Annotated in this window: 22 protein-coding genes and 2 riboswitches; of the genes, 20 read left to right on the top strand and 2 right to left on the bottom strand. The window is 33.6% G+C overall.

Annotated elements, in window-relative coordinates; genetic code table 11:
* The first annotated feature begins 261 nt into the window (after positions 1 to 261).
* The 6 genes from CN601_RS04940 to CN601_RS04915 all read left to right on the top strand — a co-directional run bounded on the left by CN601_RS04940 (position 262) and on the right by CN601_RS04915 (position 8,461).
* Positions 262 to 1,779: an aldehyde dehydrogenase family protein gene (locus CN601_RS04940; protein ID WP_098170309.1), complete on the top strand. Its 1,518-nt coding sequence runs from the start codon at positions 262 to 264 to the stop codon at positions 1,777 to 1,779.
* 53 nt (positions 1,780 to 1,832) lie between these two features.
* Positions 1,833 to 3,041, top strand: coding sequence for an iron-containing alcohol dehydrogenase (locus CN601_RS04935; protein WP_098170308.1), 1,209 nt, complete (start codon positions 1,833 to 1,835; stop codon positions 3,039 to 3,041).
* A gap of 146 nt (positions 3,042 to 3,187) precedes the next feature.
* Positions 3,188 to 4,678 (top strand): long-chain-fatty-acid--CoA ligase, encoded by a 1,491-nt coding sequence (locus tag CN601_RS04930; protein ID WP_098170307.1) that lies wholly within the window; start codon positions 3,188 to 3,190, stop codon positions 4,676 to 4,678.
* Positions 4,679 to 4,731: 53 nt separating this feature from the next.
* Complete coding sequence (locus CN601_RS04925; RefSeq protein WP_098170306.1) at positions 4,732 to 6,636, top strand: alkyl/aryl-sulfatase; 1,905 nt, start codon at positions 4,732 to 4,734, stop codon at positions 6,634 to 6,636.
* Positions 6,637 to 6,772: 136 nt separating this feature from the next.
* Positions 6,773 to 8,044 carry an MFS transporter gene (locus CN601_RS04920; protein ID WP_098170305.1) on the top strand — a complete coding sequence of 424 codons (1,272 nt, stop codon included), beginning with the start codon at positions 6,773 to 6,775 and terminating at the stop codon, positions 8,042 to 8,044.
* A gap of 27 nt (positions 8,045 to 8,071) precedes the next feature.
* Complete coding sequence (locus tag CN601_RS04915) at positions 8,072 to 8,461, top strand: YidH family protein (RefSeq protein WP_098170304.1); 390 nt, start codon at positions 8,072 to 8,074, stop codon at positions 8,459 to 8,461.
* Positions 8,462 to 8,679: 218 nt separating this feature from the next.
* Here the strand turns inward: CN601_RS04915 and CN601_RS04910 are convergent, their stop codons facing one another.
* A complete protein-coding gene (locus tag CN601_RS04910; protein ID WP_098170303.1) occupies positions 8,680 to 9,624 on the bottom strand; it encodes an EamA family transporter in 945 nt (314 codons plus the stop codon).
* A 125-nt stretch (positions 9,625 to 9,749) separates the two neighbouring features.
* On the opposite strand from CN601_RS04910, the gene CN601_RS04905 reads away from it, so the two are divergent.
* From CN601_RS04905 to CN601_RS04865, 9 genes are all read left to right on the top strand, one after another.
* Positions 9,750 to 10,631 (top strand): AraC family transcriptional regulator, encoded by an 882-nt coding sequence (locus tag CN601_RS04905; RefSeq protein WP_098170302.1) that lies wholly within the window; start codon positions 9,750 to 9,752, stop codon positions 10,629 to 10,631.
* 431 nt (positions 10,632 to 11,062) lie between these two features.
* Entirely contained in the window at positions 11,063 to 11,500 is a 438-nt protein-coding gene (locus tag CN601_RS04900; protein ID WP_098170301.1) for a MarR family winged helix-turn-helix transcriptional regulator, read from the top strand.
* Between the two features lie 171 nt (positions 11,501 to 11,671).
* Positions 11,672 to 12,691, top strand: coding sequence for a GDP-mannose 4,6-dehydratase (locus tag CN601_RS04895; RefSeq protein ID WP_257131611.1), 1,020 nt, complete (start codon positions 11,672 to 11,674; stop codon positions 12,689 to 12,691).
* The gene (locus CN601_RS04890) at positions 12,684 to 13,388 is read left to right on the top strand and encodes a glycosyltransferase family 2 protein (RefSeq protein WP_098117300.1); all 705 of its coding nucleotides are present in this window, start codon (positions 12,684 to 12,686) and stop codon (positions 13,386 to 13,388) included. The genes CN601_RS04895 and CN601_RS04890 overlap by 8 nt, the downstream gene beginning before the upstream one ends.
* A 73-nt stretch (positions 13,389 to 13,461) precedes the next feature.
* A complete protein-coding gene (locus CN601_RS04885) occupies positions 13,462 to 13,770 on the top strand; it encodes a lipid-A-disaccharide synthase N-terminal domain-containing protein (protein ID WP_098117301.1) in 309 nt (102 codons plus the stop codon).
* A gap of 192 nt (positions 13,771 to 13,962) precedes the next feature.
* Positions 13,963 to 15,309 carry a UDP-glucose dehydrogenase family protein gene (locus tag CN601_RS04880; protein WP_098170299.1) on the top strand — a complete coding sequence of 449 codons (1,347 nt, stop codon included), beginning with the start codon at positions 13,963 to 13,965 and terminating at the stop codon, positions 15,307 to 15,309.
* Positions 15,310 to 15,880: 571 nt separating this feature from the next.
* Complete coding sequence (locus CN601_RS04875) at positions 15,881 to 16,489, top strand: TVP38/TMEM64 family protein (protein ID WP_098170298.1); 609 nt, start codon at positions 15,881 to 15,883, stop codon at positions 16,487 to 16,489.
* 236 nt (positions 16,490 to 16,725) lie between these two features.
* A complete protein-coding gene (locus CN601_RS04870; RefSeq protein ID WP_098170297.1) occupies positions 16,726 to 17,469 on the top strand; it encodes a Fic family protein in 744 nt (247 codons plus the stop codon).
* Positions 17,447 to 17,692, top strand: a complete 246-nt coding sequence (locus CN601_RS04865; RefSeq protein ID WP_098170296.1) for a Rossmann-fold NAD(P)-binding domain-containing protein — start codon at positions 17,447 to 17,449, stop codon at positions 17,690 to 17,692. The genes CN601_RS04870 and CN601_RS04865 overlap by 23 nt, the downstream gene beginning before the upstream one ends.
* Before the next feature lie 129 nt (positions 17,693 to 17,821).
* Here CN601_RS04865 and metE read toward each other — a convergent pair whose 3' ends face one another.
* Positions 17,822 to 20,119 (bottom strand): 5-methyltetrahydropteroyltriglutamate--homocysteine S-methyltransferase, encoded by a 2,298-nt coding sequence (gene metE, locus CN601_RS04860; RefSeq protein ID WP_098170295.1) that lies wholly within the window; start codon positions 20,117 to 20,119, stop codon positions 17,822 to 17,824.
* A gap of 159 nt (positions 20,120 to 20,278) precedes the next feature.
* A riboswitch (cobalamin riboswitch) is annotated at positions 20,279 to 20,472 on the bottom strand.
* Between the two features lie 103 nt (positions 20,473 to 20,575).
* Positions 20,576 to 20,687: riboswitch (SAM riboswitch) on the bottom strand.
* A 588-nt stretch (positions 20,688 to 21,275) separates the two neighbouring features.
* Between metE and CN601_RS04855 the strand changes: the two genes are divergently transcribed.
* The 5 genes from CN601_RS04855 (at position 21,276) to CN601_RS04835 (ending at position 24,002) form a co-directional block, all read left to right on the top strand.
* On the top strand, positions 21,276 to 21,599 hold the full coding sequence (locus CN601_RS04855; RefSeq protein ID WP_098170294.1) for a PadR family transcriptional regulator: 324 nt from the start codon (positions 21,276 to 21,278) through the stop codon (positions 21,597 to 21,599).
* A 1-nt stretch (position 21,600) separates the two neighbouring features.
* Positions 21,601 to 21,978, top strand: a complete 378-nt coding sequence (locus CN601_RS04850) for a DUF1048 domain-containing protein (RefSeq protein ID WP_098170293.1) — start codon at positions 21,601 to 21,603, stop codon at positions 21,976 to 21,978.
* A gap of 19 nt (positions 21,979 to 21,997) precedes the next feature.
* Positions 21,998 to 22,342 (top strand): DUF1048 domain-containing protein, encoded by a 345-nt coding sequence (locus tag CN601_RS04845; protein WP_098170292.1) that lies wholly within the window; start codon positions 21,998 to 22,000, stop codon positions 22,340 to 22,342.
* A 134-nt stretch (positions 22,343 to 22,476) separates the two neighbouring features.
* Positions 22,477 to 23,235, top strand: coding sequence for an ABC transporter ATP-binding protein (locus CN601_RS04840; protein WP_098170291.1), 759 nt, complete (start codon positions 22,477 to 22,479; stop codon positions 23,233 to 23,235).
* 2 nt (positions 23,236 to 23,237) lie between these two features.
* Positions 23,238 to 24,002 (top strand): ABC transporter permease, encoded by a 765-nt coding sequence (locus CN601_RS04835; RefSeq protein WP_098170290.1) that lies wholly within the window; start codon positions 23,238 to 23,240, stop codon positions 24,000 to 24,002.
* Positions 24,003 to 24,767 lie beyond the last annotated feature (765 nt).

Raw genomic sequence — 24,767 nt, 5'->3', positions numbered from 1 at the left:
AGATTACTATATTAGAAATAAAAAACCTCTAATTTTAGATATTAGAAAATGCGAACGAGGTATTACAAATCATAATTTTACTAAGTGATTGTGAAGTTATACAATCAATTCAGATAATTCTTAATTTTTCATCAAAACAAGTCTTATTATTATTCTCTAAAAATTCTTTTAGATTTGCAAGCGTTTTCTTTATAGGGGGTCAGGTATTACTGTATTTCCTATTTATCTAATATTAAATAACTATTTTTAGGAGGCATTTAAATGCAAACGATTGAAAAAGTATTGGAATTTCCGCTTTATATTGATGGGAAATGGACACCAGCAAAAAGTGGTGAAACATTCAGTGTGAAAAATCCTGCAACTGGAGAGGTAATCGCTCTTGTAGCTAAGGCAGGAAGAGAAGATACTGAAGCAGCTATTGAATCTGCTCGTAATGCATTTGATTCAGGAATATGGTCAAAAAAATCACCGAAAGAAAGAGCTCAAATCTTAATTAATTTCGGAAATAAAATTGTTGAACATTCTCAAGAACTTGCATTCTTGGAATCTGTTAGCTCTGGAGCAACAGTAAGACGAATCTCGAATTTAGATATTTTATATTTAGTAGATTTACTTCAGCAAACAGCGAAATTTACTGTTGAGTATCCATTTGTTGAGTCATTACCAGTACTACCTTTTCCAGGACCTAGTAATAATCAAGTATGGCGAGAGGGCTTAGGTGTTGTAGCTGCAATCACACCTTGGAATCTACCAATGCTTTTAGCTATGTGGAAAATTGCACCAGCACTGGCAATGGGGAATTCAATCATTGTTAAACCAGCATCCAATACTCCACTCTCTGCTTTGAAACTAGCAGAATTAGCTACAGAAGCTGGAATCCCGACAGGAGTTTTCAATGTTGTTGCAGGACCGGGAGCTACTGTTGGAGAAGTGCTAGCAACTCATCCACATGTAGATAAGGTAGCATTTACGGGATCCACTGAAGTAGGAAGACGGATTATGGAGTTAGCTTCTGGAACAGTTAAAAGAGTAACGCTGGAATTGGGAGGAAAATCACCGTCTATCGTTTTACCAGATGCTGATTTAGATATTGCTATTCCAGGTAGCTTATTCGGTTTCTGTCTTCATTCTGGACAACTATGTGAATCAGGAACGCGCCTTTTAGTACATGATTCAATCTATGATGAGGTAGTGGACCAATTAGCGAAGTTGTCTTCTTCAATTACGATTGGAAATCAGCTTGATATGACGACTGGAATGGGACCGATGGCTTCAGAACAACAACTAAACACTGTTCTATCTTATATTGAGGCTGGAATTCAAGAAGGTGCTCGTTTAGTTTGTGGTGGTAAACGATTAACAGGTAACGGTTATGACAATGGATACTTTGTTGAACCAACGATTTTCGCGGATGTTCATAATAAAATGAAAATTGCTCAAGAAGAGATTTTTGGTCCTGTACTCTGCGTAATTCGATATTCAACAATTGAGGAAGCGATTGAAATTGCTAATGATACGATTTATGGGTTAGCAGCTGGTATTTGGTCTAAAGATGTTAATAAAGCACTTCAAATATCAAAAGAATTAAAGGCAGGAACAGTTTGGATCAATGACTGGCATATGTTGAGAAGCGACGCACCATTTGGAGGCTATAAACAAAGTGGATTTGGTCGTGAGCTTGGTCGATATGCGTTAGACGAATACACACAAGTAAAACATGTTCACTGCTCACTTACTCCTGAACTAAGTCAAAAACCTTGGTATAGCATTTTATTATAAAAAATTTAGTCTAAACCGATTATAAACATTAATAGAAAAGAGAAGGTGATCCAATGATAACATCATTTTTCCAATTTTCGGTTCGAACAGTTGTTAACAGTGGAGCTGGGGCTCGCACTTTGTTACCTGAAATGATTAGAGGACTTGGTGGTAAAAGAGCAGTTCTTTATGTTGATAAAGGGATAACTCAAGCAGGAATTACGGATAAAATCAAGGAGTTATTTGAGACAATACCTAGCGATGTACAGTTAGTAGGTGTTTTTGAAGACATCGAACAGGATGCTAAAGGTGAAATCATAAACCGTGGCGCTAAGTTCTATAAAGAATGTAATGGAGATGCATTAATTGCTGTTGGTGGCGGAAGTGTTTTAGATACAGTAAAAGCAATTAAATGGATGCTACATAATAAAGTTGATGACATTCGTGAAGAACTTCTTGTTGGAAATGTAATGGAATTTTGGCCAAAAGCTCAGTATATTCCAATTCCACACGTTGCCATTGCAACAACTGCTGGTACTGGAGCAGAAGTGTCGCCAATCGCTGTAGTATTCAATGAAAAAGCTGGAATTAAAACGAATATCTTAAATACATTTATAAGTCCTGATATGGCTATTTTAGATCCAGAACTAACAATTGGTTTACCTTCAAAAATTACTGCATTCACTGGATTTGATGCATTAACTCATGCAATTGAGGCATATTTTTCTCCTCAGTCAAATCCAATGACAGATGCATACGCACTTCAATCAATTCGAATGATTGTAGAAAACTTACCTACAGCTGTTCATGATGGTGGGAATCTTGCGTCGCGATCGAATATGTTAAATGCTAGTGCAATGGCAATTTCTGCTTTCAGTCTTTCAGTTAATGCAATTCCGGTTCACAATATAGCACATGTATTCGGAGCAAAATTCGGAATTCCACATGGACTAGCAAATGCAGTGTTATTACCGAATGTAATGGAATCTCTAGCACCATTTTATTTAAAACGAATTCATGGCTTTGCGGAAGCGTTAGGTCTAAAGAATATCCCAGAGAGCCCAGAAGCATGTCTAGCAGAAGTTGTATTATTCATTCGTAATCTCCGAGAAAAAGTTGGCTTGCCAAGCACGTTTGCTGACTTTGAGGTGAATGTAGATAATTTGGCATATATTGTAGCACTGGTTCATAGCGATCCTTGTGGAATTTTCTTCAAAATTCCACCTGAAATTATTGCGAAAATTTCAAATGAAGTTGTAGGCCCTGGCTTAGCAATTTCATAATTTTTAATCAAAATTAAGAGGCACCTTCAAATTGATGATGGTGCCTCAGCTATATTCATATTGATGGTACTAATTGATTAATCAATCGCTCTTGTGTTTCTCTACGTTACATTCTAATAAATTTTGTATTACCAGGAGGCTTAGTAATGAGTTCGAATTTATTTGAAAGTTTGAGTAAAAGTGCAGAGAAATTCCCAAATCATCTAGCGATTACATTTGAAAATAAAAATGTAACGTATGGTGAATTACTTTTTCAAGTTGAATGTGTTGCATCGAAATTAATAAATGATGGAATCAGAAAAGGTGATAAAGTAGCCTTGATATTAGGAAATTGTCCTGAATTTGTCACTGCCTACTATGGAATTCTTCGTGCAGGCGGTGTAGTTGTACCTGTTAATCCAATCTTTACGAAAAATGAAATTTCATATATTTTATCGAACAGCCAAGTAAAAGCTGTCATTGCAGATTTTACGATGGAAGAAATCATTGATGCTCTTAAAGTTGAGTTAAAGCACATCGAAATGTTGTATTCTGTGGAATCGTTGTTTGAAACGAAGTCTAAAGCCAATGAATATCCATTAATGATGGAAGAGGACCTGGCAGTTATTTTATATACGTCTGGGACGACTGGTAAACCAAAAGGTGCGATGTTGTCTCATCGCAATTTAGTATCAAATGCTCAATCAATTGTAGAAATGGTCGATTTTAAAAAAAATGATCGCATTTTAGCTGTTCTTCCAATGTTCCATGTATTCTGTCTATCAATCTGTATTAATGCACCTATCATGTGCGGAGGAAATATAGTAATTGTTCAAAGATTTAGTCCTCGTGAAGTCATTAATACAATCTTTAATGAGGAAGTGACATTATTTGCTGGTGTTCCAACGATGTATAACTTTTTATTACAATTAAAGGAATATTCAGCTGAGTATTTCGCATCAATCCGTGCATGTTTTTCAGGTGGAGCATCTATGCCACTTGAATTACTACAAAAGTTTGAAGAAAAATATAAGACTATTATTCTCGAAGGATTTGGTCTTTCGGAAACCGCTCCTGTAACGGCATTTAATCCCTTAAAAGGAGAAAAAAAACCTGGTTCTGTTGGCGTAAATATTCCTGGTGTATTAAATAAAGTTGTCGACAAAAATGGTAATGAAGTTCAAAGAGGAGAAATAGGGGAACTAATTGTAAAAGGTCCAAATGTGATGATTGGATATCTTGGTATGTCTGAAGAAACAGCTAAGGTTATTAAAAATGATTGGTTTTATACTGGCGACTTAGCAAAGATGGATACTGATGGTTACATCTATATTGTTGATCGAATAAAAGACATGATTATTGTAGGTGGCTATAATGTCTATCCAAGAGAAGTAGAGGAAGTAATTTATCAACACCCAGCGATTGTAGAAGTAGCAGTAATTGGAATCACTGATCAGGATTACGGACAGATCGTAAAGGCATTTGTCGTATCAAATGATGAATCGATAACGATGGAAGATATTTTGTATTTCTGTATGGACAAACTTGCAAAGTACAAACTACCAAAACAAATCGAATTTAAGACCGAATTACCAAAGAATAGTACAGGGAAAATTTTAAAAAGAGCTTTAAATGTAGAACAAGTGGAAGTTAATTAGTTTAAAGGAAATGATAAACACTTTTGAATTACTAACAATTCTTGGAGGTTCTTATGACAAATAAAGTACTTACTCAATCAAAACCCGCAACTGCTTTTACTAAAAATGCTAATTTAGCAGTCTATGATACTCTAAATTTTGATGATCTACAGGACTTCATTGATGCAAATAGAGGATTTATTGCACCACTAGAAGCAAAAATTATTAAAAATGATTCTGGTGAAGTTGTCTGGGACATCGAACAACTGGACTATTTAAGTGAAATTGCTCCTGAGACTGTTAATCCAAGTTTATGGAGAAACGCGCAGCTACAGGCTATTTCTGGTTTGTTTGAAGTGGTTGAAGGAGTATATCAAGTTCGTGGGCAATCGATGGTGACTAACTTTTTTATTGAAGGGAAAACGGGAGTGATTGTCGTTGACGCATTAGGTAGTAATGAATCTGCTAAAGCAGCAATGGAATTATACTATAAAAATAGACCACAAAAGCCAGTAACAGCCATTATTATAAGTCAAAGTCATGCTGATCATTTTGGTGGTATTCAAGCAGTTCTAAAATATGCTGAAAGTCCAAATATTCCAATTGTAGTTCCTCAATTTTTTACAAATGAAGCGTTAAGTGAAAATGTACTTTTAGGTACGATAATGACGCGTAGAGCGGAGTATCAGTTTGGTAAAAATTTATCAGACGGTACACAAGGATCTGTATCAGTAGGCATTGGACCAACTATGACTGCAGGGACTACGAGTTTCGTGTTACCAAATGTAGAAATAGAAAACGAAATTCAATTGATGGAAATCGATGGTGTAACATTTAAATTTTTATTAACTCCAAACACAGAAGCACCAGCTGAAATGCATTTTTATATAAAAGATTACAAAGTATTATTCGTATCAGAGAACGCAAATAAATTGATGCATCAAATCTATACAGTAAGGGGTGCAAAAACCCGAGATGCATTACTTTGGGCAAATGCTCTAGATAAAACAATCGATTTATTTGAAACAGAAGATATCGATGCTTTACTTATGATTCATGCTTGGCCTGTTTGGGAGAAAACAAATGTAATAGAACATTTAAAGCTTCAACGTGATTTATATAAATATATGCATGATCAGTCGGTGCGCTTAGCAAACCTCGGTTATACGATGGATGAGATAGCCGAAACGATTAAACTTCCAAAAGAATTAGATACATATTGGGGTAATCGTGGATATTATGGAACTTTGAAACATAATTCAAAGGGTGTTTATAATTACTATTTAGGCTTCTATAGTGCTCATCCTTCTGATTTAGATCCATTACCACAAGTAGAAGCAGGTCGAAAATATGTAGAATATATGGGTGGGGCAGCAAATATTTTGATACAAGCTAAAGTTGACTTTGAAAATGGAGAGTATCGCTGGGTAGCTCAAGTATTAAAAAATGTAGTAATGGCTGATTCTGAAAACTCAGAAGCTAAAAATCTATTAGCAGATGCATTCGAACAATTAGGATATCAAGCTGAGTCTGCTAACTGGCGCAATATTTATCTTGTTGGTGCATACGAACTGAGAAATGGCATCTACAAAGATCAATCTCCTTTAGATGTTTCTGAAGTTATTAAAAACATGCCTGTAAATGAATTCTTAAAACTAGTAGCCGTTAAATTAAATGGTCCAAAAGCAGATAGTAAAAAAATAACAATGAATGTAACATTATCAAATTCCGATCAACAATATACGATTTATTTAGAGAACTCTGTTTTGTATTTTAAAGGAAATAAATTAGCTGTTAATGCAGATGTTACTTTACTAATTGATCAAATGACATTTTACGGAATTGTTCTAGGTCTTCTCACACCTGAACAAGGAGTGGCTGCAGGAAGATTAGCTATTTCTGGTAACCACACGAAATTGAATGAATTTTTATCACTTTTAGATGAATTTGACCGTTATATAAATATCGTAGTTCCTTAATTAACTGTGAAAAATAGGCACCTGCTTAATTATGCTTAGCATAATTAAGACATAGCAGGTGCTTTTTTTTAAAGGTATGAATGTAAATCCTTTAAATTGTAAAAAGTTTTGTATTTTATGAGAGGCAGGAGCTTGGATGAAAAGTTGGGCGAAATGGATTATTTTATTTTTACTTTTTATTATGGCTATTATTAATTTTGCTGACAAAACTATCTTAGGTTTAGCTGGTATACATATTACAAATGACTTGAACTTAACCTCTACAGAGTTTGGTATCTTAGGTAGTAGTTTTTATTGGTTATTTTCATTATTTGGAATAGTAGGTGGCACTTTATCAGATCGCATAGGAACTGGTAAATCACTTGCTATTATGGCAATTGTATGGACAATCGCACAATCTATGGCTTTGTTTGCATCAAGCCTACCTGTTCTAATCTTAAGTAGAGTTTTATTAGGTGCGGGAGAAGGGGCGTTTTTGGCAACTGCAATTAGTCATTTAAGTAAATGGTTTAAACCTGAATCACGAGGATTAGCAATATCGATCATTAATTTTGGAAATGTTGTCGGAATAGCTGTAACAGCACCTATAATCGTTTCTTTCATATCAAATTACGGTTGGAGACAAGCATTTTTTATTTCTGGTATTTTTAGCTTTCTCTGGTTGATTTGTTGGCTATGGGTAGGAAGAATAAAACCAACTGTTTTACTTCAAGACGAAGCTAGTACGATTGAAAACAAAACAAAGAATAATAAGAAAGAAATATGGAAAGCTTTACAATCTCCTATATTTATATTTACTACTCTAATTGCATTTATTGCCTACTCGTTCATTGTCTTTGGACTTACTTTTAATCCGACATACTTAATAAAAGTAAAAGGATTTTCTGAACAACAGTCTGCCTTAGTTATTGCTATTTCTGGATTAATTGGGGCTGTTCTAGCAATTGGATTGTCAATATTCTCAGATCGTTTATATAAAAAGGCACAAAGTATATGGAAATCTCGCATTTTATTTTCTACTATTAGTGTTTTAATAGCTGGAATTTTGTATTCTTTATACCCGTTTTTGAATGGAGCTGCTTCAATCATTATCATACTATCATTAGTAAATACGCTTGTAGCCACAGTAAACACACTTAGCCCAGCTATAGTGGTTAGCATACTCCCACACCGCAAAGGCGTTATGACAGGATCTTATTTTGGAATAATGACTTCATCTGGAATAATTACTCCAATTATTATTGGGAAACTTATACAAAATTCTGGAACAAATGCAGCAGGTGGGTATAGCATTGCAGTGTTTGGTATAGCAATTGCTATGGTAATTGCAGGGGGATTAATATTGATTTTTGGAAATAGAAATCATCAAACCCCAACGGAAAAGGGAAAAAAGCTAGTAAATCTTTAGTGAGAGTTTAGATGCAGAGGTATGAATATGAATAACGCATTAGAAAAGCAGAAAGAAACAATTGATTCTAGATATATACAACAGCACTTAGCAAATGAAAGAACGTATCTTGCTTGGGTAAGAACAAGTATAACGATTATGGGAGTAGGCTTTTTAATTACTAATCTTCATTTTTCTACGATGACCTCTAATGCAAAAATGGGTGATGCATTATCAAAGATCATTGGATTATCTTCAATTATTGCAGGAATATTTGCCTTAATCATTTCAACGATCAGTTATTTTATAAAAGGTAATGATATTAATAATCAAACATTTAAATTTTCTAGGATTTTAGTTGTTTATTTATCAATCGCTTTAAGTCTTATTTTCATCATTTTTGGAGCTTATTATTTAGATGTTTGGGGATTGTTTTAAACAACTTTCTTCTATATATAAAGAATCTTGTATAAAAGTTTAAAGGGAAACAGTTTATATGGTGTAGGCTGAAAAAGACTATAAAAAAATTGGCCAACCAGTAATTTAACTGACCGACCTTATAATACGAACGTATGCATATGTGAAGATCCCGAGCTGCCTATTTGTTGCATTTTTTATAGCAATAAATGGGCAGCTTAGTTTAATACCCGCTCGATTCAGCTAACTTTCATGGGTTCTTTATTTTTAGAGGGGTGGCTAGTTTTTGAAGTAGACTCTTTATTCAGAGCTAACAATAATATCATACCAATGATACAAGCTGTACCAACCCACTGGAAAAAACCAAAAGGTTCTTTTAACCAAAAGACCGTGGTTAAAACAGCGGCTAGTGGCTCAACGCTTCCTAGAAGACTTGATTCTTTAGGTGGCAGACTTTGTAAACTTTTAATATAGAACCAAAATGCAAGCATCGTACCAAATATGATAATAAAGACTAAATATAAAAAGGCCTCAATTGTTAAGCTTTTATAGTCCATTTGCCAAGGGGGATGGATAAAACTTAATACAAAACCCCCGATAATCATAGCCCATCCGACAATGACAAGTGAATCGAATTGTTTCAGTAATGGGACCGCAAATAAAGTGTAAAATGCTAAAGCTACTCCAGATAAAACACCCCAAGCTATTGCAATTGTTGGGACAGATAATTGAGAGATTGAGCCGTTTGTTAATAAGAAAAAACAACCAACTAAAGCTAGAGAAACAGTGAAAAAGTCTCTTCGTGTTATAGCAGTTTGTTTACGGAGAATTAAATATACGATAATCATAACAGGTGCTAAGTACTGCAATAGCGTTGCAACTGCAGCATTTCCATGTTCAATAGAAGCCATGTAAGTGTATTGAACGGCAAGCATTCCCAGTACTCCGAAGATAATTAATTGAATTGCAGTTCTTCCATTTTTCCAAACCCTAAGGATTTGGGAACGGTCTTTTCCAAAAAATTGAACAGTTAAGAGTAAGATTCCAGCTATGAGCAAGCGGATTGTAACTAGCCAATCTACATCGATTTGATACTGCTGAAAAAGCTTTTTTGCCACTGTACCACCAATCCCCCAAAAAACTCCCCCCGTGATTACAAGTAATATTCCCTTTCGTCTATTCATGATTGACCCTCCATCTTAAAATATAAAAATAGTGTTATAATATTTTAAATGATAAGTGGAAAACCTTTGAAATAATACTCAAATCGAATGGAAAAGTGTAAGGATATTGAGGTGGATATAGGGAAATGCAAATTAAAGATTTTATGGTGGACCAAAGTTTTAAAGAATTAACTGAACACCGTACCGTAGTTTTACCAATTGCTTGTTACGAAACAACGATTAACCAAAACACAAATGGTTATATTCCACTTCATTGGCATGATGAATTTCAATTTGTTTTCGTTGTACATGGAGAAGCAATTTTTCAAATAAATGAAGACGTTATTTTTGTTCAAGAGGGCGAGGGGGTATTTATAAATAGTGGTTGTCTGCATATGGCAAAAGATAAAAATGATTCAGACTGTGCCTATATATGTATAAATGTTTCTCCAAGTTTCGTATTATCTCAAGAACTTTATACAACTTATGTAAAGCCTTATTTCCAAGCGACTAATTTACCTTATCTATTCTTAGATCCAAAGGAGCTTTGGGCGAATACCATTTTGAACTATATTTTGAAAATCAATCAATTGATCAAACAAAATTCATCATTCTATGAAATCGACGTCGGCCTATATCTAACATTAATTTGGAAGAACTTAATTATGAATGGTATTGAATTAGAGTATGAACAGACGGTAGTAGTAAAGAGTAATCGCATGAAGCAGATGATAAACTGGATACACACACATTATACTGAAAAAATTCTTTTAGACGATATCGCAAGAGCTGGTCAATTAAGTCGATCTGAGTGCTGTCGATATTTCAAACGAATTTTAAAGACAACACCTTTGAACTATGTAACCGATTATCGAATTCAAAAAAGTTTAATATTGTTGCAACAGCCAGAATCTAATGTCACTGATGTTGCCTATCAAGTGGGGTTTAACAGTACAAGCTATTTTATTGATAAATTCCGGAAGTCGATGAAGATGACACCATTGGCATACAAAAAAACAAAAAATTAGATCTCTATAAAAAAATGGTCCATCGAATCTAAATGATTTGATGGACTATTTTTTATAATTTTTATAACGAGAATATGTGAGTTGTTTCGTTAACTTATATATATTTTCCAGGATTTTGGTTATTTATTTATCGGTCGCTTCAGATGTTCGTAAAATAATGAGAATCTGAAAATTACTTATTCAAGTAGGGATCATGAGTATGAGAAAGAGCAAAAATCTGAAAAATAGTTACTCATAAAGGGTTCATGAGTAAGTAAAAAGGCAATAATCTGAAATTTAGTAAAAAAAAATAGACATTGATGATTATTATATTGTATACATATAAATTTAATGCCCATTAAATATTAATGGGCATTAAAATTTAATATTAATTAATTTTTAATGCTACTAAAAATTTAACGATAATAAAATGTATAAAAGGGGGGAATAAGTTGGAAGGAAAGAACGAATATATTGAAAGAATTCAATTTGCACTTCAGGCTTCTATCCAAACGATGCAGCCTAAGTTAATAGATACTTTGGAGCACCATGGCGTTACAGCTACACAATTTCATTTACTAATTTACTTACGAAAACATAAAAGATGCAAAATGTCCGAAATCGTAGAATTCTTGGAAGTTAAACCTAGCGCGGTATCTTTTATGATCGACCGGCTAGAAAATAACAACATAGTTTATAGAGAGAATGATAAAAAAGATAGACGTGTTGTAAATATTTTGTTAACAGAAGAAGGGATAAAAAAGATAGATTTAGTGATTCAGGATCGAAAAGAAATGTTTGAAAATATTCTGCTCAATTTTGAAGAAGATGAGCTTTTACAATTTGTAAAGATTACTGAGAAGATTGCAACTATAGCAGCTGAACTATAGTTAATATCTCCAGGTCTCGTTTTGTAAGATTAGAAGAATAATTGTAAATGAAGTGATTCCTGTAATTTTAAGAATAGTTTGAAACATATTAGAATGTTGGACTTTATTCGTCTAAAAGATAATACAAATTAATATACGTAATCGAGGTGACTTAATATTAAAACTTATGTTGTGACAGGTGGCTCTGGCTTTATAGGTTCGCATATTTGTGAACAACTAATAAAGAAAGGGAATAGGGTTATTAATATTGACAGCTTCACAAGCTTTTATGATTACAAAATAAAGATTAAAAATGTTCTTGAAAGCACTCAAATGGATGTGAATTTTGAGTTTCTTAATAAAACAGAAGATTTGAATCGTTTAGTTAAACTAGTTGATCAACCTAATTATCGTTTATGTTTGGTTGATATTAGAGATTATGGTAACTTAGGTACTGTTTTTCAGGAGGAAACGATTGATTGTGTAATTCACTTAGCTGGGTATGCTGGTGTAAGACCATCTCTAGAGGATCCAAAGATTTATATCGATGTTAATATTCAAGGAACACTAACACTTTTAGAATTAATGAAAGAGTATAATGTCAAAAAATTAATTTTTGCATCATCTTCTTCTGTATATGGAAATAATAAAACTGTACCTTTTTCAGAAAATGATAATGTAGATTTTGCTATTTCACCATATGCAGCAACAAAGAAAAGTGGTGAAGTGATTTGTCATACATATCATCATCTATATGGGATCGATATGATGCTTCTTAGATTTTTCACAGTTTATGGTGAAAGGCAACGACCTGATCTTGCAATTCATAAATTTACGAAATTTATCGACGAAGGAAAGCCCATTCCTTTTTATGGAGATGGTCAATCAGAAAGGGATTATACGTATATTGGAGATATTATAGATGGAATGGAAAAGTCGTTACTATATTTAGAAGAACATAGTCATGTTTATGAAATTATTAATTTAGGTGAGAGTACGACAATAACCCTAAAACAAATGGTCTTTACAATTGAGAATATATTAGGTAAAAAGGCTACTTTAGAAAAACTACCTACTCAACCAGGTGATGTTCAAAAAACATATGCTGATATTTCGAAGGCAAAGAGATTAATTAGTTATAAGCCGAATACTAATTTTGAGGATGGTATTAAGCAATTTATTAAATGGTATAGGAGGGATAAATATGACTAAATTATCTGTTGTAGCACCAATTTATAATGAAGAAGAAAATATAAAAAATCTTTATCAATCGATCACAAATGCAGTAAAAGACAAAATAAAAGAATATGAAATTATACTAGTTGATGATGGTAGTAAAGATAATAGTGCAAATTTACTTGAGCAATTGTCAAAAGCAGATTCACATGTCAAGCCTATCTATTTCGAAAAAAATTGTGGTCAGACTGCTGCACTATGGGCTGGGATGAGGGAAGCTAAAGGAGAGTATATTTCATTAATTGATGCAGATCTACAAACGGATCCTCACGATATACTCACTTTAATGCCATATATGAAGGAATATGATTTCGCAAACGGGATGAGGTTAAAGCGTCAAGATACGTATATTAAAAAGATCTCTTCTCGGATTGGAAATGGTGTTAGAAATAAGTTAACTAACGACATAATCTATGATACTGGTTGTCCGATGAAACTAATGAAACGAGAGGTTGCCCACAGTTTATATTTACATGAAGGGATGCATCGGTTTTTACCAACTTTAGCTAAAATGAATGGTTTCAATGTGATTGAGGTCGAAGTTAGCCACAGACAAAGAGAATATGGAGTATCAAAGTATGGAGTTTTTAATAGAGCTTTTGTAGGGCTAATGGATGCAGTTGTTATAGGCTGGCTAAAAAAACGAGTGATTCAATATAAAATTAAGTCATAAGATTGTTATCTGATTCTACTTTACTTTTTAATGAAAGCAGATAAAAGAAAGAGATAGGAGAGGGTTTCATCAAATGACTATATCAACTAGAGATTTACTTTGGATTACTTTTGGATTTATTGGTCAGGCCTTATTTTCCTTACGATTTTTAACTCAATGGTTAGCTAGTGAAAAGGCTAAAAAGACAATAATTCCTTTTTCATTTTGGGTATATAGTATTCTAGGATCAATAATTCTTTCGATTTATGCTATTTATCGTAAAGACCCTGTATTTATTCTCGGTCAACTCCCTAGTGTGTTTGTATATATACGCAATGTAATGATTTATCGTGGGAATAATAAAAAGAATGAAGAGAATAAAACATCAACTCTTAGTGGTTAAAAAATTCTTCGATTAGGTTGTCAGAACAATCTTTATTATTTTGATCATTACAATGAGAACATCTTTTTATAGATGAAATGCGTTTTGGAGTATTAATACTTTTTGTGAAAATCTGAATAAGACTATTAGTTCTGTATTCATAACTAGAATGTTATTTAGATCATTATTTTAAAAGATAAGGGTGAATAATACATGGAAATTGCCGTTGTCGGAACTGGATACGTTGGCTTGGTAACGGGGGTTTGTCTAGCGGAAAAAGGACATACAGTTTCTTGTATCGATACGGATGATCGAAAAGTAGCCTTATTGAAGTCAGGAGTGTCTCCTTTTTATGAACCTTATTTAGAAGATTTAATGCGAAAGAATATGGAGAGGTTATGCTTTACAACAAATCATAAACAAGCTTTTAAAGATGCGGATGTTATATTTATTGGAGTAGGAACTCCAGAAAATCTAGATGGTTCTGTCAATTTAACTTACATTTACGAAGCGGTTATCCAAATTGCTATGTTTGTTGAAAAAGACTGTATTGTGGTAATTAAATCAACTGTACCTGTTGGAACAAATGATCTGATTGAGGAATTAATAAAATCTAACAAAAAGAATAATGTTACGATAAGAATTGCTTCAAATCCAGAGTTTTTGTCTCAAGGTACAGCCATTCTTGATACATTAAATCCTGCTAGAATCGTTATTGGGGTAGAAGAGAAAGTTGTAGAAGATATCTTAAGGGAAGTATATATCGATTTTGATTCTGCCATCATCGTTACAAATCGCAAAAGTGCTGAGATGATTAAATATGCTTCAAATAATTTTTTGGCTTTAAAAGTTTCATATATTAATGAAATAGCAAATCTTTGTGAATTCACAGGAGCAAATATTGATGAAGTTGCTTATGGGATTGGTTTGGACAGTCGTATAGGTAATAAGTTTTTAAACGCTGGAATAGGGTACGGTGGATCCTGTTTTCCAAAAGATACAAAAGCACTATACCGGCAAGCTAATTCATATCAATATGAGTTAAAAACTGTTAAAGCTGCTATAGATGTAAATGAAAATCAAAAACTAATATTACTAAAGAAATCAAGAAAGTATTTTGATAGCTTAAAAGGTTTAGAAGTTGCGGTACTTGGGCTTACATTTAAACCTAATACGGATGATTTAAGAGAGTCTCCATCGCTAATGAATATTCCTATTATGATTGAAGAAGGAGCGAAAGTAAGAGCTTGGGATCCTGTTGGAGTAGAAAATTTTCAAAAATTATATCCTGAACACATAAATTATTACAGTACCATTGAAGAAACAATTAGAGGAGCAGATATTTGTTTTATCCTTACTGAGTGGGATGAAGTGAAAAAATTTGATCTGTTAAACTATATGAAATTAATGCGAAATCCAATTATTCTTGATGGAAGAAACTGTTATGATCTTAATAATGCTAAGAAAGCTAACATCATTTATGATTCGATTGGGAGACAGAAAATTTCGCCATTTAAATATGATTTTATAAACGATTTCAAACAAGTATTGAATAACTAAATGAATTATTACTATAGTTCACAAGTGTCTATTAAACATATAGAGTCCTGGGTACAGATGACAAACTAAAAAAAGGAGTGGCTTAGAGTCTACTCCTTTTAATCATTTTTTTGAAAATCTAGTTGAGCGGATTAAAGGGTCAACAAAATCATTCTAACCATTAATTGCTCTCCAACATTAAACCCAATATCGTTTATGGTTTGTTCAGCCTTTTTTTGATTGAACTCATTTTTGGTTTATACGACAGATCTATAAGTTTTTGTATACTAACCAACATATTGTTGGAAATTGATTATTGAACAGAAACGGATAACATTATAAAATTTTAAAGTAATTAAAAGGTAATTAAAAGATGGCCATATTGCCCAAGTAGTGAGTTGGAAATATATGGTCGATAATACATTGCTATTCCATTTACATTTAACTTAAATGGAATTTTATTGTGTTCAAGAAAATAATGGAGATGATTTTAAAAATAGAAAATGGGGAAATATCATTCTATTTAATATGACGACTTGAATGAATAGAAACAATTTATGACTTTACAATTAAACGTGAAAGGAGAACCTAAATGCAACTTCAAATTTATCAGTGGATATCATTTCAACAATTACAACATTTCGTAACTGTTCATAAAAACTTAGGTGTTCTGATCGCGTTTCTGATTCCATTAGCGGATTCTTTTTTTGGAATTATTCCACTTGGGGCAATATGCGCTGCAAACGTCAACGCGTTCGGATTTTGGACAGGATTTTTAGCAACCTATGTTGGTAGTGTTTTAGGCACTACTGGAATGTACTTCTTATTAAAAATGACTGGCGCAAGATGGCTAGAGCGTTTTATTCAAAAGAAAAAGAAAGGGAACTCTGGTATGAGTTGGTTAAATAACAGCGGATTTGGTCCAGTGTTTCTCTGGTTTTGCATCCCGTTTTGTCCATCTTTCATAACGAATATTTTTGCATCCATGTCTAAAATCAGACCTCGTATCTATATATTTGGATTTGCAATGGGGAAACTTGTTGCATTGTTGCTCATTAGTTTTGTTGGTCAAGATTTAGATGATTTCTTCAAAGAACCTCTTGAGTCAATTCTAGTTTTGGTAGCTATATTTTTATTATGGTTTGTTGGTAAAAAGGTTGAAAAGAAATTTACGATGCAGCGAGCAATGAAGGTGAAATAAGTTTTAATTAGGCTAGTTGTAGAAAATATAAAGGAAGTTTTCACGGTGATGTCGAGTATTTAGCGAAACTACACCTGTAGTTAAGGAATCAATTGTGCACACATACACAATTCAAGGGAAACTTTTGGTTGACCTGTTTTATTAATTAAGGTAATTATGATAAAAAGAATGGGTGTAGTTTCGAACTTTTATGCTAAAATGAACATATTAGAATTTTCATGGGAGTAGGTGAATGTATGGTGAGTGACTTTCAATTAATAGATGAGTTAAAGCATCAGTTAGATAGTAAGAGACCAATCCCAGCAGCTGTACTAAAAAACATGAGAGATGTGTATTTAATTGAATGGACATTCAATTCGAATGCTATTGAAGGAAATACACTAACATTATTAGAAACGAAGATCGTAATTGAAGAGGGATTAACAATCGGTGGAAAACGATTAAAAGAACACTTCGAAGCAATTAACCATGTTGAAGCAATTAAATATGTCGAGCAAATTGTAGAAAGTAAAGAAGAGTTATATCATAACACGATTAAAAATATACATAGTCTTGTCTTGAAAAATATAGACGGTGACAACGCTGGTAAGTATAGAGAGATAAATGTACGAATCTCTGGTAGTAAGCATCAACCATTGGAGCATCCATTTGTTCAAGAAGAAATGGATAATCTATTAAATTGGTATAATAAGAACAAAGATGTACTACATCCTGTTGAGTTAGCAGCATTATTTCATTTCAAATTCGTTTATATTCATCCGTTTTCTGATGGAAATGGAAGAACAGCCAGATTATTAATGAATTTTATTTTAATGCAACACGGTTACCCGCCAGCAATTATAAAAGCTGATCCAGTTAAACGAATTCAATACTACGAAGCTTTAGAATTGGCTAGTATGAAAGGTGAAACTAATAAATTTGTGAGACTTGTTATGGAATGTGTAGAAGATAATTTAAATGAATATTTACGTATGTTTTAGAGCACCTGAATACTTAGGTGCTCTTTATTCTTTTTATGCCAATTTTTCTGGTAATCCTGAAAAAGCAGCTGAAGCGATTATTAATATTGTTGAATCGAAAACGCCACTACTTAGACTTTTGTTAGAAATAATGGCTTATCAAGTGGCTAATCATAAATATCAAAATCTACTTCAAAACTTTGAAGAAGCGAAAGAAACAACTTTATCGGCAGATTTTGAATAAAGATTTTTACCCTGACAGCATTCCTATGAATATTTACAAACACTTACAATAGTAGAAAACCACTGAAAACAAGTCAGTGGTTTTCTTATTTCTAAATTTTCTGATAGACATTATTGAACCAGCTACTAATTACTCTTTCACAAACAACTTTTCTCTCGCTTGCTCAGCTGCTTCAACCATCACCTTTAATGCTGAAACCGTTTCATCAATACCTCGCGTTTTCAAACCGCAATCAGGATTAATCCAGAACAGCTTCGGATTGATTACTTGAAGGGCACGATCAATATTTCTTGTGAGCTCTTCAACCTTTGGGACACGCGGACTATGAATATCATATACACCAAGGCCAATACCTTTATCGTATGTATTTTCTTCAAAAGCAAAAATTAACTCGCCGTGGCTTCTAGAGGTTTCAATCGAAATAACGTCAGCATCAAGTGCATTAATTGCATCGATTATATCTTCGAAGTTTGAGTAGCACATATGAGTATGAATTTGTGTATCGTTTTGTACAGAAGCTGTTGCGATTTTAAATGCATAAACAGCAACGTTCAGATAGCTTTCCCAGTTTTCGCGTTTTAATGGTAGCCCTTCACGAATTGCTGGTTCATCGACTTGAATCATACGAATTCCGTTTTTCTCGAGCGTTTCAACTTCTGTTCTAAGTGCAAGTGCAATTTGATTTGCAACATCGTAACGTGAAATATCATCTCGTACAAATGACCAGTTTAAAATTGTTATTGGACCTGTTAACATGCCTTTAACAGGCTTGGTTGTTAATGATTGGGCATACACGGATTCTTTAACGGTCATTGGATCTAAATAAGACACATCCCCATAAATAAGTGGCGGTTTTACGCAACGAGAGCCATATGATTGAACCCAACCAAATTTTGTGAATTGGAATCCAGCTAATTTTTCACCAAAATATTCAACCATATCAGTTCGTTCAAATTCACCATGTACAAACACATCTAAGCCAAGTTCTTCTTGAATCGCAATCCATCTTTTGATTTCAGCATTAATATACTCTTCATATTGTGCATTCGTTAATTCACCTTTACGCCATTTTGAACGCTGACCTCTTACTTCTTGTGTTTGAGGGAAGCTACCAATTGTTGTAGTTGGTAGAAGCGGTAATTGGAAAGACTTTTCTTGAATGGCTTGACGAACTTTATAGGATTCTTCACGATCCACACTATACGTATGCAAGTTTTGAATGGCCTTCTGAACTTGTTTATTGTTTCGAACGGATGATTCATTTAATGCTTGAATTGCATTTATGCTTGCTTCAATTTTTGCTTGAATCGACGCTTTACCATCTTGTAAACCTTTTGCTAATACAAAAATTTCATTTAATTTTTCATCAGCAAAAGATAGCGCATCCTTTAGCACATCATCAATTGTACTTTCATTTTTCGCTGTTACAGGAGAATGTAATAAGCTTGATGAAGGTTGTACAATAAGCTGGTCTTTTGAAACAAACTCAGTAATTTCTTCAAGAAGGGCATATTTATGATCAAGATTTGCACGCCATATGTTACGTCCGTCAATCACTCCAGCAGCAAGTACTTTATCTTTTGGGAAACCATATTTTTTAATTGCAGCAAGGTTTCGCCCATTATCATAAATAAAATCAAGACCAATTCCTTGAACAGGGAGTGAAACTACTTCTTCATAGAAATCAACGCTCTCAAAATAAGTTTGAAGTATCACATTCACATTAGGTGCTGCTTTATGCAATGCTTCATATATATCGTTAAATAATGCCACTTCTTCTTTTGAAATAGATGTAGATAAGATTGGTTCATCTATTTGAACCCACTCCACACCTTCTGTTTGTAATTCTCGTAATAGATCGACATAAAGTGGTACAAATTGATTTACAATCGTTTTAAACTCAGTTTCTTTATATCCTTTAGACAGTTTTACAAATGTTACTGGCCCCAAGATAACTGGTTTCCCTTCAATACCAAGCTTTTGTTTAGCCTCTTTATAAAATTGTAGTGGACGGTTATCGACAAGAGTAGGTGTTACTTCTCCCAATTCTGGAACAATATAGTGATAGTTTGTGTTAAACCATTTTGTCATTTCAGATGCAACAGCATTTTTTGAACCGCGTGCTATTTCAAAATAAGTTTCAAGTGATACTTTTCCTCCAGCATATTCAAAGCGCTTAGGTACGAGACCGAACATAACAGCTGTGTCGAGAACATGGTCATACAAGCTAAAATCACCTACTGGAATTAAGTCAATACCTTGATTTTTTTGCTTTTGAAGATGCTGCAAACGAATCGCTTCAATTTGCTTTAAAAAATCTTCTTTTTCTAGTTTACCTGCCCAAAATTGTTCAAGTGCTTTTTTCCATTCACGCTTTTCACCAATTCTTGGATAACCTAAATTTGAACTTTTTACACTGTTTCCCATTCTAATACACTCCTTATATGATTGCTTTTGTATTTTTTCCCAACAAAAAAGTCTCCCTTTTCAAATAGAAAAGAGAGACTCATACGCATAACTAACTAGAGTTGAGACATTGCTGATCCCAAATCACGTATTCCTCACTCCCCCCTATACATCCGTAGGTACAAGCGCATACAATAGGCAGGTCTCCTGACTTAGGATCAAACGCTTCTTATCCCTTCCCATTTCAGTATGAAACAGTGGTAGATTGATAAGTCGCTCCCCAATACAGTGGCGGGACCGTGTCGGATTCTAACCGACTTCCCTTTTAAGCTGTGGAAATAATTCTTAACAGCACCTTATGCATTTTTATGAAATTTTTATTAAGAAATATTAAAGATGAAATCTAACAATCCTTCAAAACGACAAAAGCCCTCTCTGCTTTTAAAAGAGAGAGGGCTACAAAATTTATGGAATCCTCTCTTATTTTCCAAAGCAATTTGCTTTGCAGGAATTAGCACCTTTTCAACAAAAAACGTTGAATGGTTGCCGGGCATCATCGGGCCAGTCCCTCCGCCACTCTCAATAAGAGTTTAATAATTTATAATGTTTTGAATTAATTGTCATGATAGCATGATAAACAAAGTCTGTCAAAATAAAATAAAAAATGTTCGCTACAGAAAGGTTTAAAAAAGAGGGAATGTATATTTTGTATAGATAGATAATACATTAGAAGCAATCCAGAACACGGTTAGATTCAGTGGTCTAAGTAATTTTATTTTGATCTAGTTCTTAACTAAAAATTTTTTTGATCAACTTTACAATCCGACTACTCGGTGATACAATGTACCTGTACTTAGCAATACTGAATACCAGTAATACTAAATAGTTAAATTTTTTTTAAAAAAGGGTTCACATTTCTTCTACTTAGTAATACTATATACTATTACTAAGTAATACGGAGTATCAGTCGCACCAGATAGCTGAAAAAGAGTTCAAATAAAATGAACAGTGAAATCAATGATCTATAGGCTATTTAGTTTTTCTATTGTCCGGTACTAAGTATTACTGAATATTTGTATCACTAATTAGTAAAAAGGTGGTTTTCTCCGCAGTTAATTGCCGTTTAAATTAATAGACCTAAAACTTATTTAACGAAAGTAAAAAGGAGGTGTACGCTATGGAAAATTTAACAGAAATGCTCAAAGGTTCATTGGAAGGTTGTGTACTTGAAATCATCAGTCGCGGTGATACTTACGGCTACGAAATTACTCGTCTTCTTAATGACTTAGGATTCACTGAAGTTGTCGAAGGTACAGTCTACACCATTTTAATCCGACTGGAAAAGAAAGAGCTGGTAAATATCGAGAAAAAACGATCTGAAATGGGACCGCCTCGTAAGTTTTATTCATTAAACGAAGCAGGGCGTGAGGAATTACAACAATTTTGGAAAAGATGGAATTTTGTTTCATCAAAAATCAATATCCTAAAGGGGGAGCGATAGTATGAAAAAATTTATTGAGTTAATCATTGGCGATATAGAAAGCAAAAAAGAATATAAAGCATTTATGAAAAAGGTAAATTCTCTACCAAAAGATTACGCATTTGTGTTCAAAAAGATTCAAAAGTACATGTGGAATTTCGGTTATGGTTTTGGTGAAGAAATCATCAATCTATATGAACTATTTGAGGCTAGTTCAGCAGAAGGAAAGCATGTGTTGGATGTAACTGGTGAAGACGTAGCGGCATTTGCCGACGAATTGATGGCTCTCTCTAAACTAGGTGGAGAATCGGCAGGTTTTTTCGGAGGTAAAGTAGAGTTGGAAAAAGATATTGAGAGTAGAGTCGAACAGCAAGTAAAGATATGGACGAATAAAAAATAAAAGTAGGGGGCTAAAAACCATGGTGAATTTCTTCAAAAAGATACTCGATGATAAAAAAGAATACAAAGAAATGATGGCACGAGTAGATGCATTGCCAGCCGATTACCAAGAAGCCTATAAAAAAATCTGCAACTATATGTGGAGTTTTGCTTCTGGAAGCGGGATGGATATGTTGAGAATCCAGTATGATCTCATTGATTTATTTGAAGCAGGTGCATCAGATGGTAAGGACGTATTAGAAGTAACAGGTGAAGACGTTACAGCATTTGCTAATGAACTTACCGATCAAGCGAAAAGATGGGATGATAAATTACGTAATAATTTGAACAAAAGCATTCTAGATCGATTGGGTAAGAAAAAATAAAATCATCAGTTAATATTTAACAAATAAGTACAGCATAAGTCATATTTGTATGTCTGTTTAGATAAATCCAGCTGCAGGCGCAACTTACGCTTAGAGCGCGCGCCTTCAGCTTTATATATGGGAGGGAAATGATTATGAGTAATACTGCAATCTCAGTGAAGGGATTAAAAAAATCCTATAAAAATATAGAGGTGCTAAAAGGCGTAGATTTTGAGGTGAAAAGAGGCAGTGTTTTCGCTTTACTGGGCTCCAATGGTGCTGGGAAAACGACTATTATTAAAATCTTGAGCACATTAATACAAGCGGATATGGGGGAAATTGAAGTTTGTAGTTCGAATATTCAAACAAATCCAGGGCAAGTACGTGAGAAAATTAGTCTAACCGGACAAAACGTTGCAGTAGATGATATTTTGACAGGGCGTGAAAATCTCGACCTAGTAGCAAAACTCCGCCACTTGCCTGATCGAAAAAAAGCTGTGGAGGAAAGTCTACGCCGTTTTGATTTAATTGAAGCTGGTGATCGAGCTCTTGCTACTTATTCTGGCGGTATGAAAAGACGATTGGATTTAGCAATGACAGTACTTGGGTCACCGGAACTTGTTTTTCTTGATGAGCCTTCAGTTGGACTTGACCCGGAAGCACGATTAGCTTTGTGGGAAGTGATTCGTGATATGGCAAAAGCGGGTATTACTGTATTTCTTACTACACAATATTTAGAAGAAGCCGAACAACTAGCTGACCGAATTGCCATTTTACATGAGGGCAAAATTCTTGTAGAAGGTACGCTGGATGAATTAAAAGCAATTCTTCCGCCTAAAAAAGTAGAATACGTGGAAAAACAGCCAACACTTGAGGAAATTTTCCTAGTTGTTACTGGAAAGAGAGGGGAATAGCAATGAATGGAAATCATTTTTTCAGCGATACGTTTACAATGTGCAGTCGAGTGATGAAACATTCACTTCGAAGTATTGATACAATTATTACAACGATCCTCATGCCGATTATGCTTATGCTCGCTTTTGTCTATATTTTCGGTAGTGCCATGACAATGAATAAAGTAGATTACGTGAATTTTATCGTTCCAGGTGTGTTGCTTATGTGTATTGGAATGGGGATTTCCTATACAGCAGTTCGAGTGAACACTGACATGACAAAAGGAATATTTGATCGATTTCATTCCATGCCAATCGCTAAATCATCGATATTGGGAGGGCATGTTATCTCAACTTTAATATTAAATTTATTATCAGTTACAGCAGTGATTCTCATTTCTTTTATCATGGGATTCCGTCCTCACGCTGATTTTGTGGAATGGTTATTAGCAATTGGTATGATTCTTCTTACCGTATTTTCTTTTACTTGGATTGCAGTGGCATGCGGACTAATGTCAAAATCGTATGAAGGTGCGAGCGTATTCTCTTATTTACTTATGGGCTTAATGTTCGTAAGTTCTGCCTTCGTTCCAACAAATAATATGGGTAGCAAACTAAGAGCTTTTGCCGAAAACCAACCAATGACACCAATTGCTGAAAGCGTGCGTTCACTTTTAGCTGGGCAACCGGACTATGGTAATATTTTAACTGCTGTATTATGGTTAGTCGGAATTGGAATTTTGTTTTATATGATTTCAATGAAGGTATATAAAAAAAGAATGAAATAAATTATCGAAGTACGGGCTGGAGAATCTTTCAGTTTGTGCTTTTTTTATTTTGACAAAATGTTATTTACGAATTAAATCATTTTTTTGTTATGGAGAATAGTGCATTTTTCATAAAAAAAGAAAAATATGTAGAGACGTTGGAATAAGTCCACGAACTGATAATATTAAATAGAAAAAGATTACTACTATGAACTATTCAAAGTGGTAATCTTTTTAGTTAGAACAACTTAGATAAAAACGCTTAACTCCTGAAACCTTTGATTATCAGAACTAGATTTACAAGTAACTTCAGTATTACTTCTTATTCTTATAAAAACAAATCAATAAAAATATATTAATAAAAATAATAAAAACCAAATAAAATAGATTTTGTACTAAATATTTAATGTTATAAAAAGCTTGTCCCATATCTTCTTTATCTAATGGATATGCCGACTCTAATATACTAGGGATTTTTAAACTTCCGATAAGTATAATGAACATTAAAAATATAAATATGTAGCTTTTTTTCATGTTTAAATACCTCAATAATTATTTATAAGTGTATGTTTTTTTAAATTCCACGCCATAAGCTTTTTTAGCTGTACCAGTTCCTTCTATGCTCTAATAAATTGAATACCATGGCATGCTATACACATTATATTTTTTAGTTTAAAATTTATTAAATTTTAACAAGAAAAGATGTATATAAAATATAAAAAGTGTGACAACATTTCGAACCTTACAAAACTAAACTACAGAACAGCTAAAAGTTACTTTAGTATT

Source organism: Bacillus sp. AFS017336 (assembly GCF_002555445.1).
In the GTDB taxonomy this organism is placed as follows: Bacteria; Bacillota; Bacilli; order Bacillales; family Bacillaceae_G; genus Gottfriedia.
The sequence above is the reverse complement of the archived record's forward strand: the minus strand, read 5'-3'. Positions and strand labels throughout refer to the sequence as shown.

What these genes read in the sequence shown, in the direction of transcription:
- CN601_RS04940 (WP_098170309.1), top strand. Translation starts at nt 262, where the DNA reads ATGCAAACGATTGAAAAAGTATTGGAATTTCCGCTTTATATTGATGGG.
- CN601_RS04935 (WP_098170308.1), top strand. Translation starts at nt 1,833, where the DNA reads ATGATAACATCATTTTTCCAATTTTCGGTTCGAACAGTTGTTAACAGT.
- CN601_RS04930 (WP_098170307.1), top strand. Translation starts at nt 3,188, where the DNA reads ATGAGTTCGAATTTATTTGAAAGTTTGAGTAAAAGTGCAGAGAAATTC.
- CN601_RS04925 (WP_098170306.1), top strand. Translation starts at nt 4,732, where the DNA reads ATGACAAATAAAGTACTTACTCAATCAAAACCCGCAACTGCTTTTACT.
- CN601_RS04920 (WP_098170305.1), top strand. Translation starts at nt 6,773, where the DNA reads ATGAAAAGTTGGGCGAAATGGATTATTTTATTTTTACTTTTTATTATG.
- CN601_RS04915 (WP_098170304.1), top strand. Translation starts at nt 8,072, where the DNA reads ATGAATAACGCATTAGAAAAGCAGAAAGAAACAATTGATTCTAGATAT.
- CN601_RS04910 (WP_098170303.1), bottom strand. Translation starts at nt 9,624, where the DNA reads ATGAATAGACGAAAGGGAATATTACTTGTAATCACGGGGGGAGTTTTT.
- CN601_RS04905 (WP_098170302.1), top strand. Translation starts at nt 9,750, where the DNA reads ATGCAAATTAAAGATTTTATGGTGGACCAAAGTTTTAAAGAATTAACT.
- CN601_RS04890 (WP_098117300.1), top strand. Translation starts at nt 12,684, where the DNA reads ATGACTAAATTATCTGTTGTAGCACCAATTTATAATGAAGAAGAAAAT.
- CN601_RS04885 (WP_098117301.1), top strand. Translation starts at nt 13,462, where the DNA reads ATGACTATATCAACTAGAGATTTACTTTGGATTACTTTTGGATTTATT.
- CN601_RS04880 (WP_098170299.1), top strand. Translation starts at nt 13,963, where the DNA reads ATGGAAATTGCCGTTGTCGGAACTGGATACGTTGGCTTGGTAACGGGG.
- CN601_RS04875 (WP_098170298.1), top strand. Translation starts at nt 15,881, where the DNA reads ATGCAACTTCAAATTTATCAGTGGATATCATTTCAACAATTACAACAT.
- CN601_RS04870 (WP_098170297.1), top strand. Translation starts at nt 16,726, where the DNA reads ATGGTGAGTGACTTTCAATTAATAGATGAGTTAAAGCATCAGTTAGAT.
- CN601_RS04865 (WP_098170296.1), top strand. Translation starts at nt 17,447, where the DNA reads ATGAATATTTACGTATGTTTTAGAGCACCTGAATACTTAGGTGCTCTT.
- metE (WP_098170295.1), bottom strand. Translation starts at nt 20,119, where the DNA reads ATGGGAAACAGTGTAAAAAGTTCAAATTTAGGTTATCCAAGAATTGGT.
- CN601_RS04855 (WP_098170294.1), top strand. Translation starts at nt 21,276, where the DNA reads ATGGAAAATTTAACAGAAATGCTCAAAGGTTCATTGGAAGGTTGTGTA.
- CN601_RS04850 (WP_098170293.1), top strand. Translation starts at nt 21,601, where the DNA reads ATGAAAAAATTTATTGAGTTAATCATTGGCGATATAGAAAGCAAAAAA.
- CN601_RS04845 (WP_098170292.1), top strand. Translation starts at nt 21,998, where the DNA reads ATGGTGAATTTCTTCAAAAAGATACTCGATGATAAAAAAGAATACAAA.
- CN601_RS04840 (WP_098170291.1), top strand. Translation starts at nt 22,477, where the DNA reads ATGAGTAATACTGCAATCTCAGTGAAGGGATTAAAAAAATCCTATAAA.
- CN601_RS04835 (WP_098170290.1), top strand. Translation starts at nt 23,238, where the DNA reads ATGAATGGAAATCATTTTTTCAGCGATACGTTTACAATGTGCAGTCGA.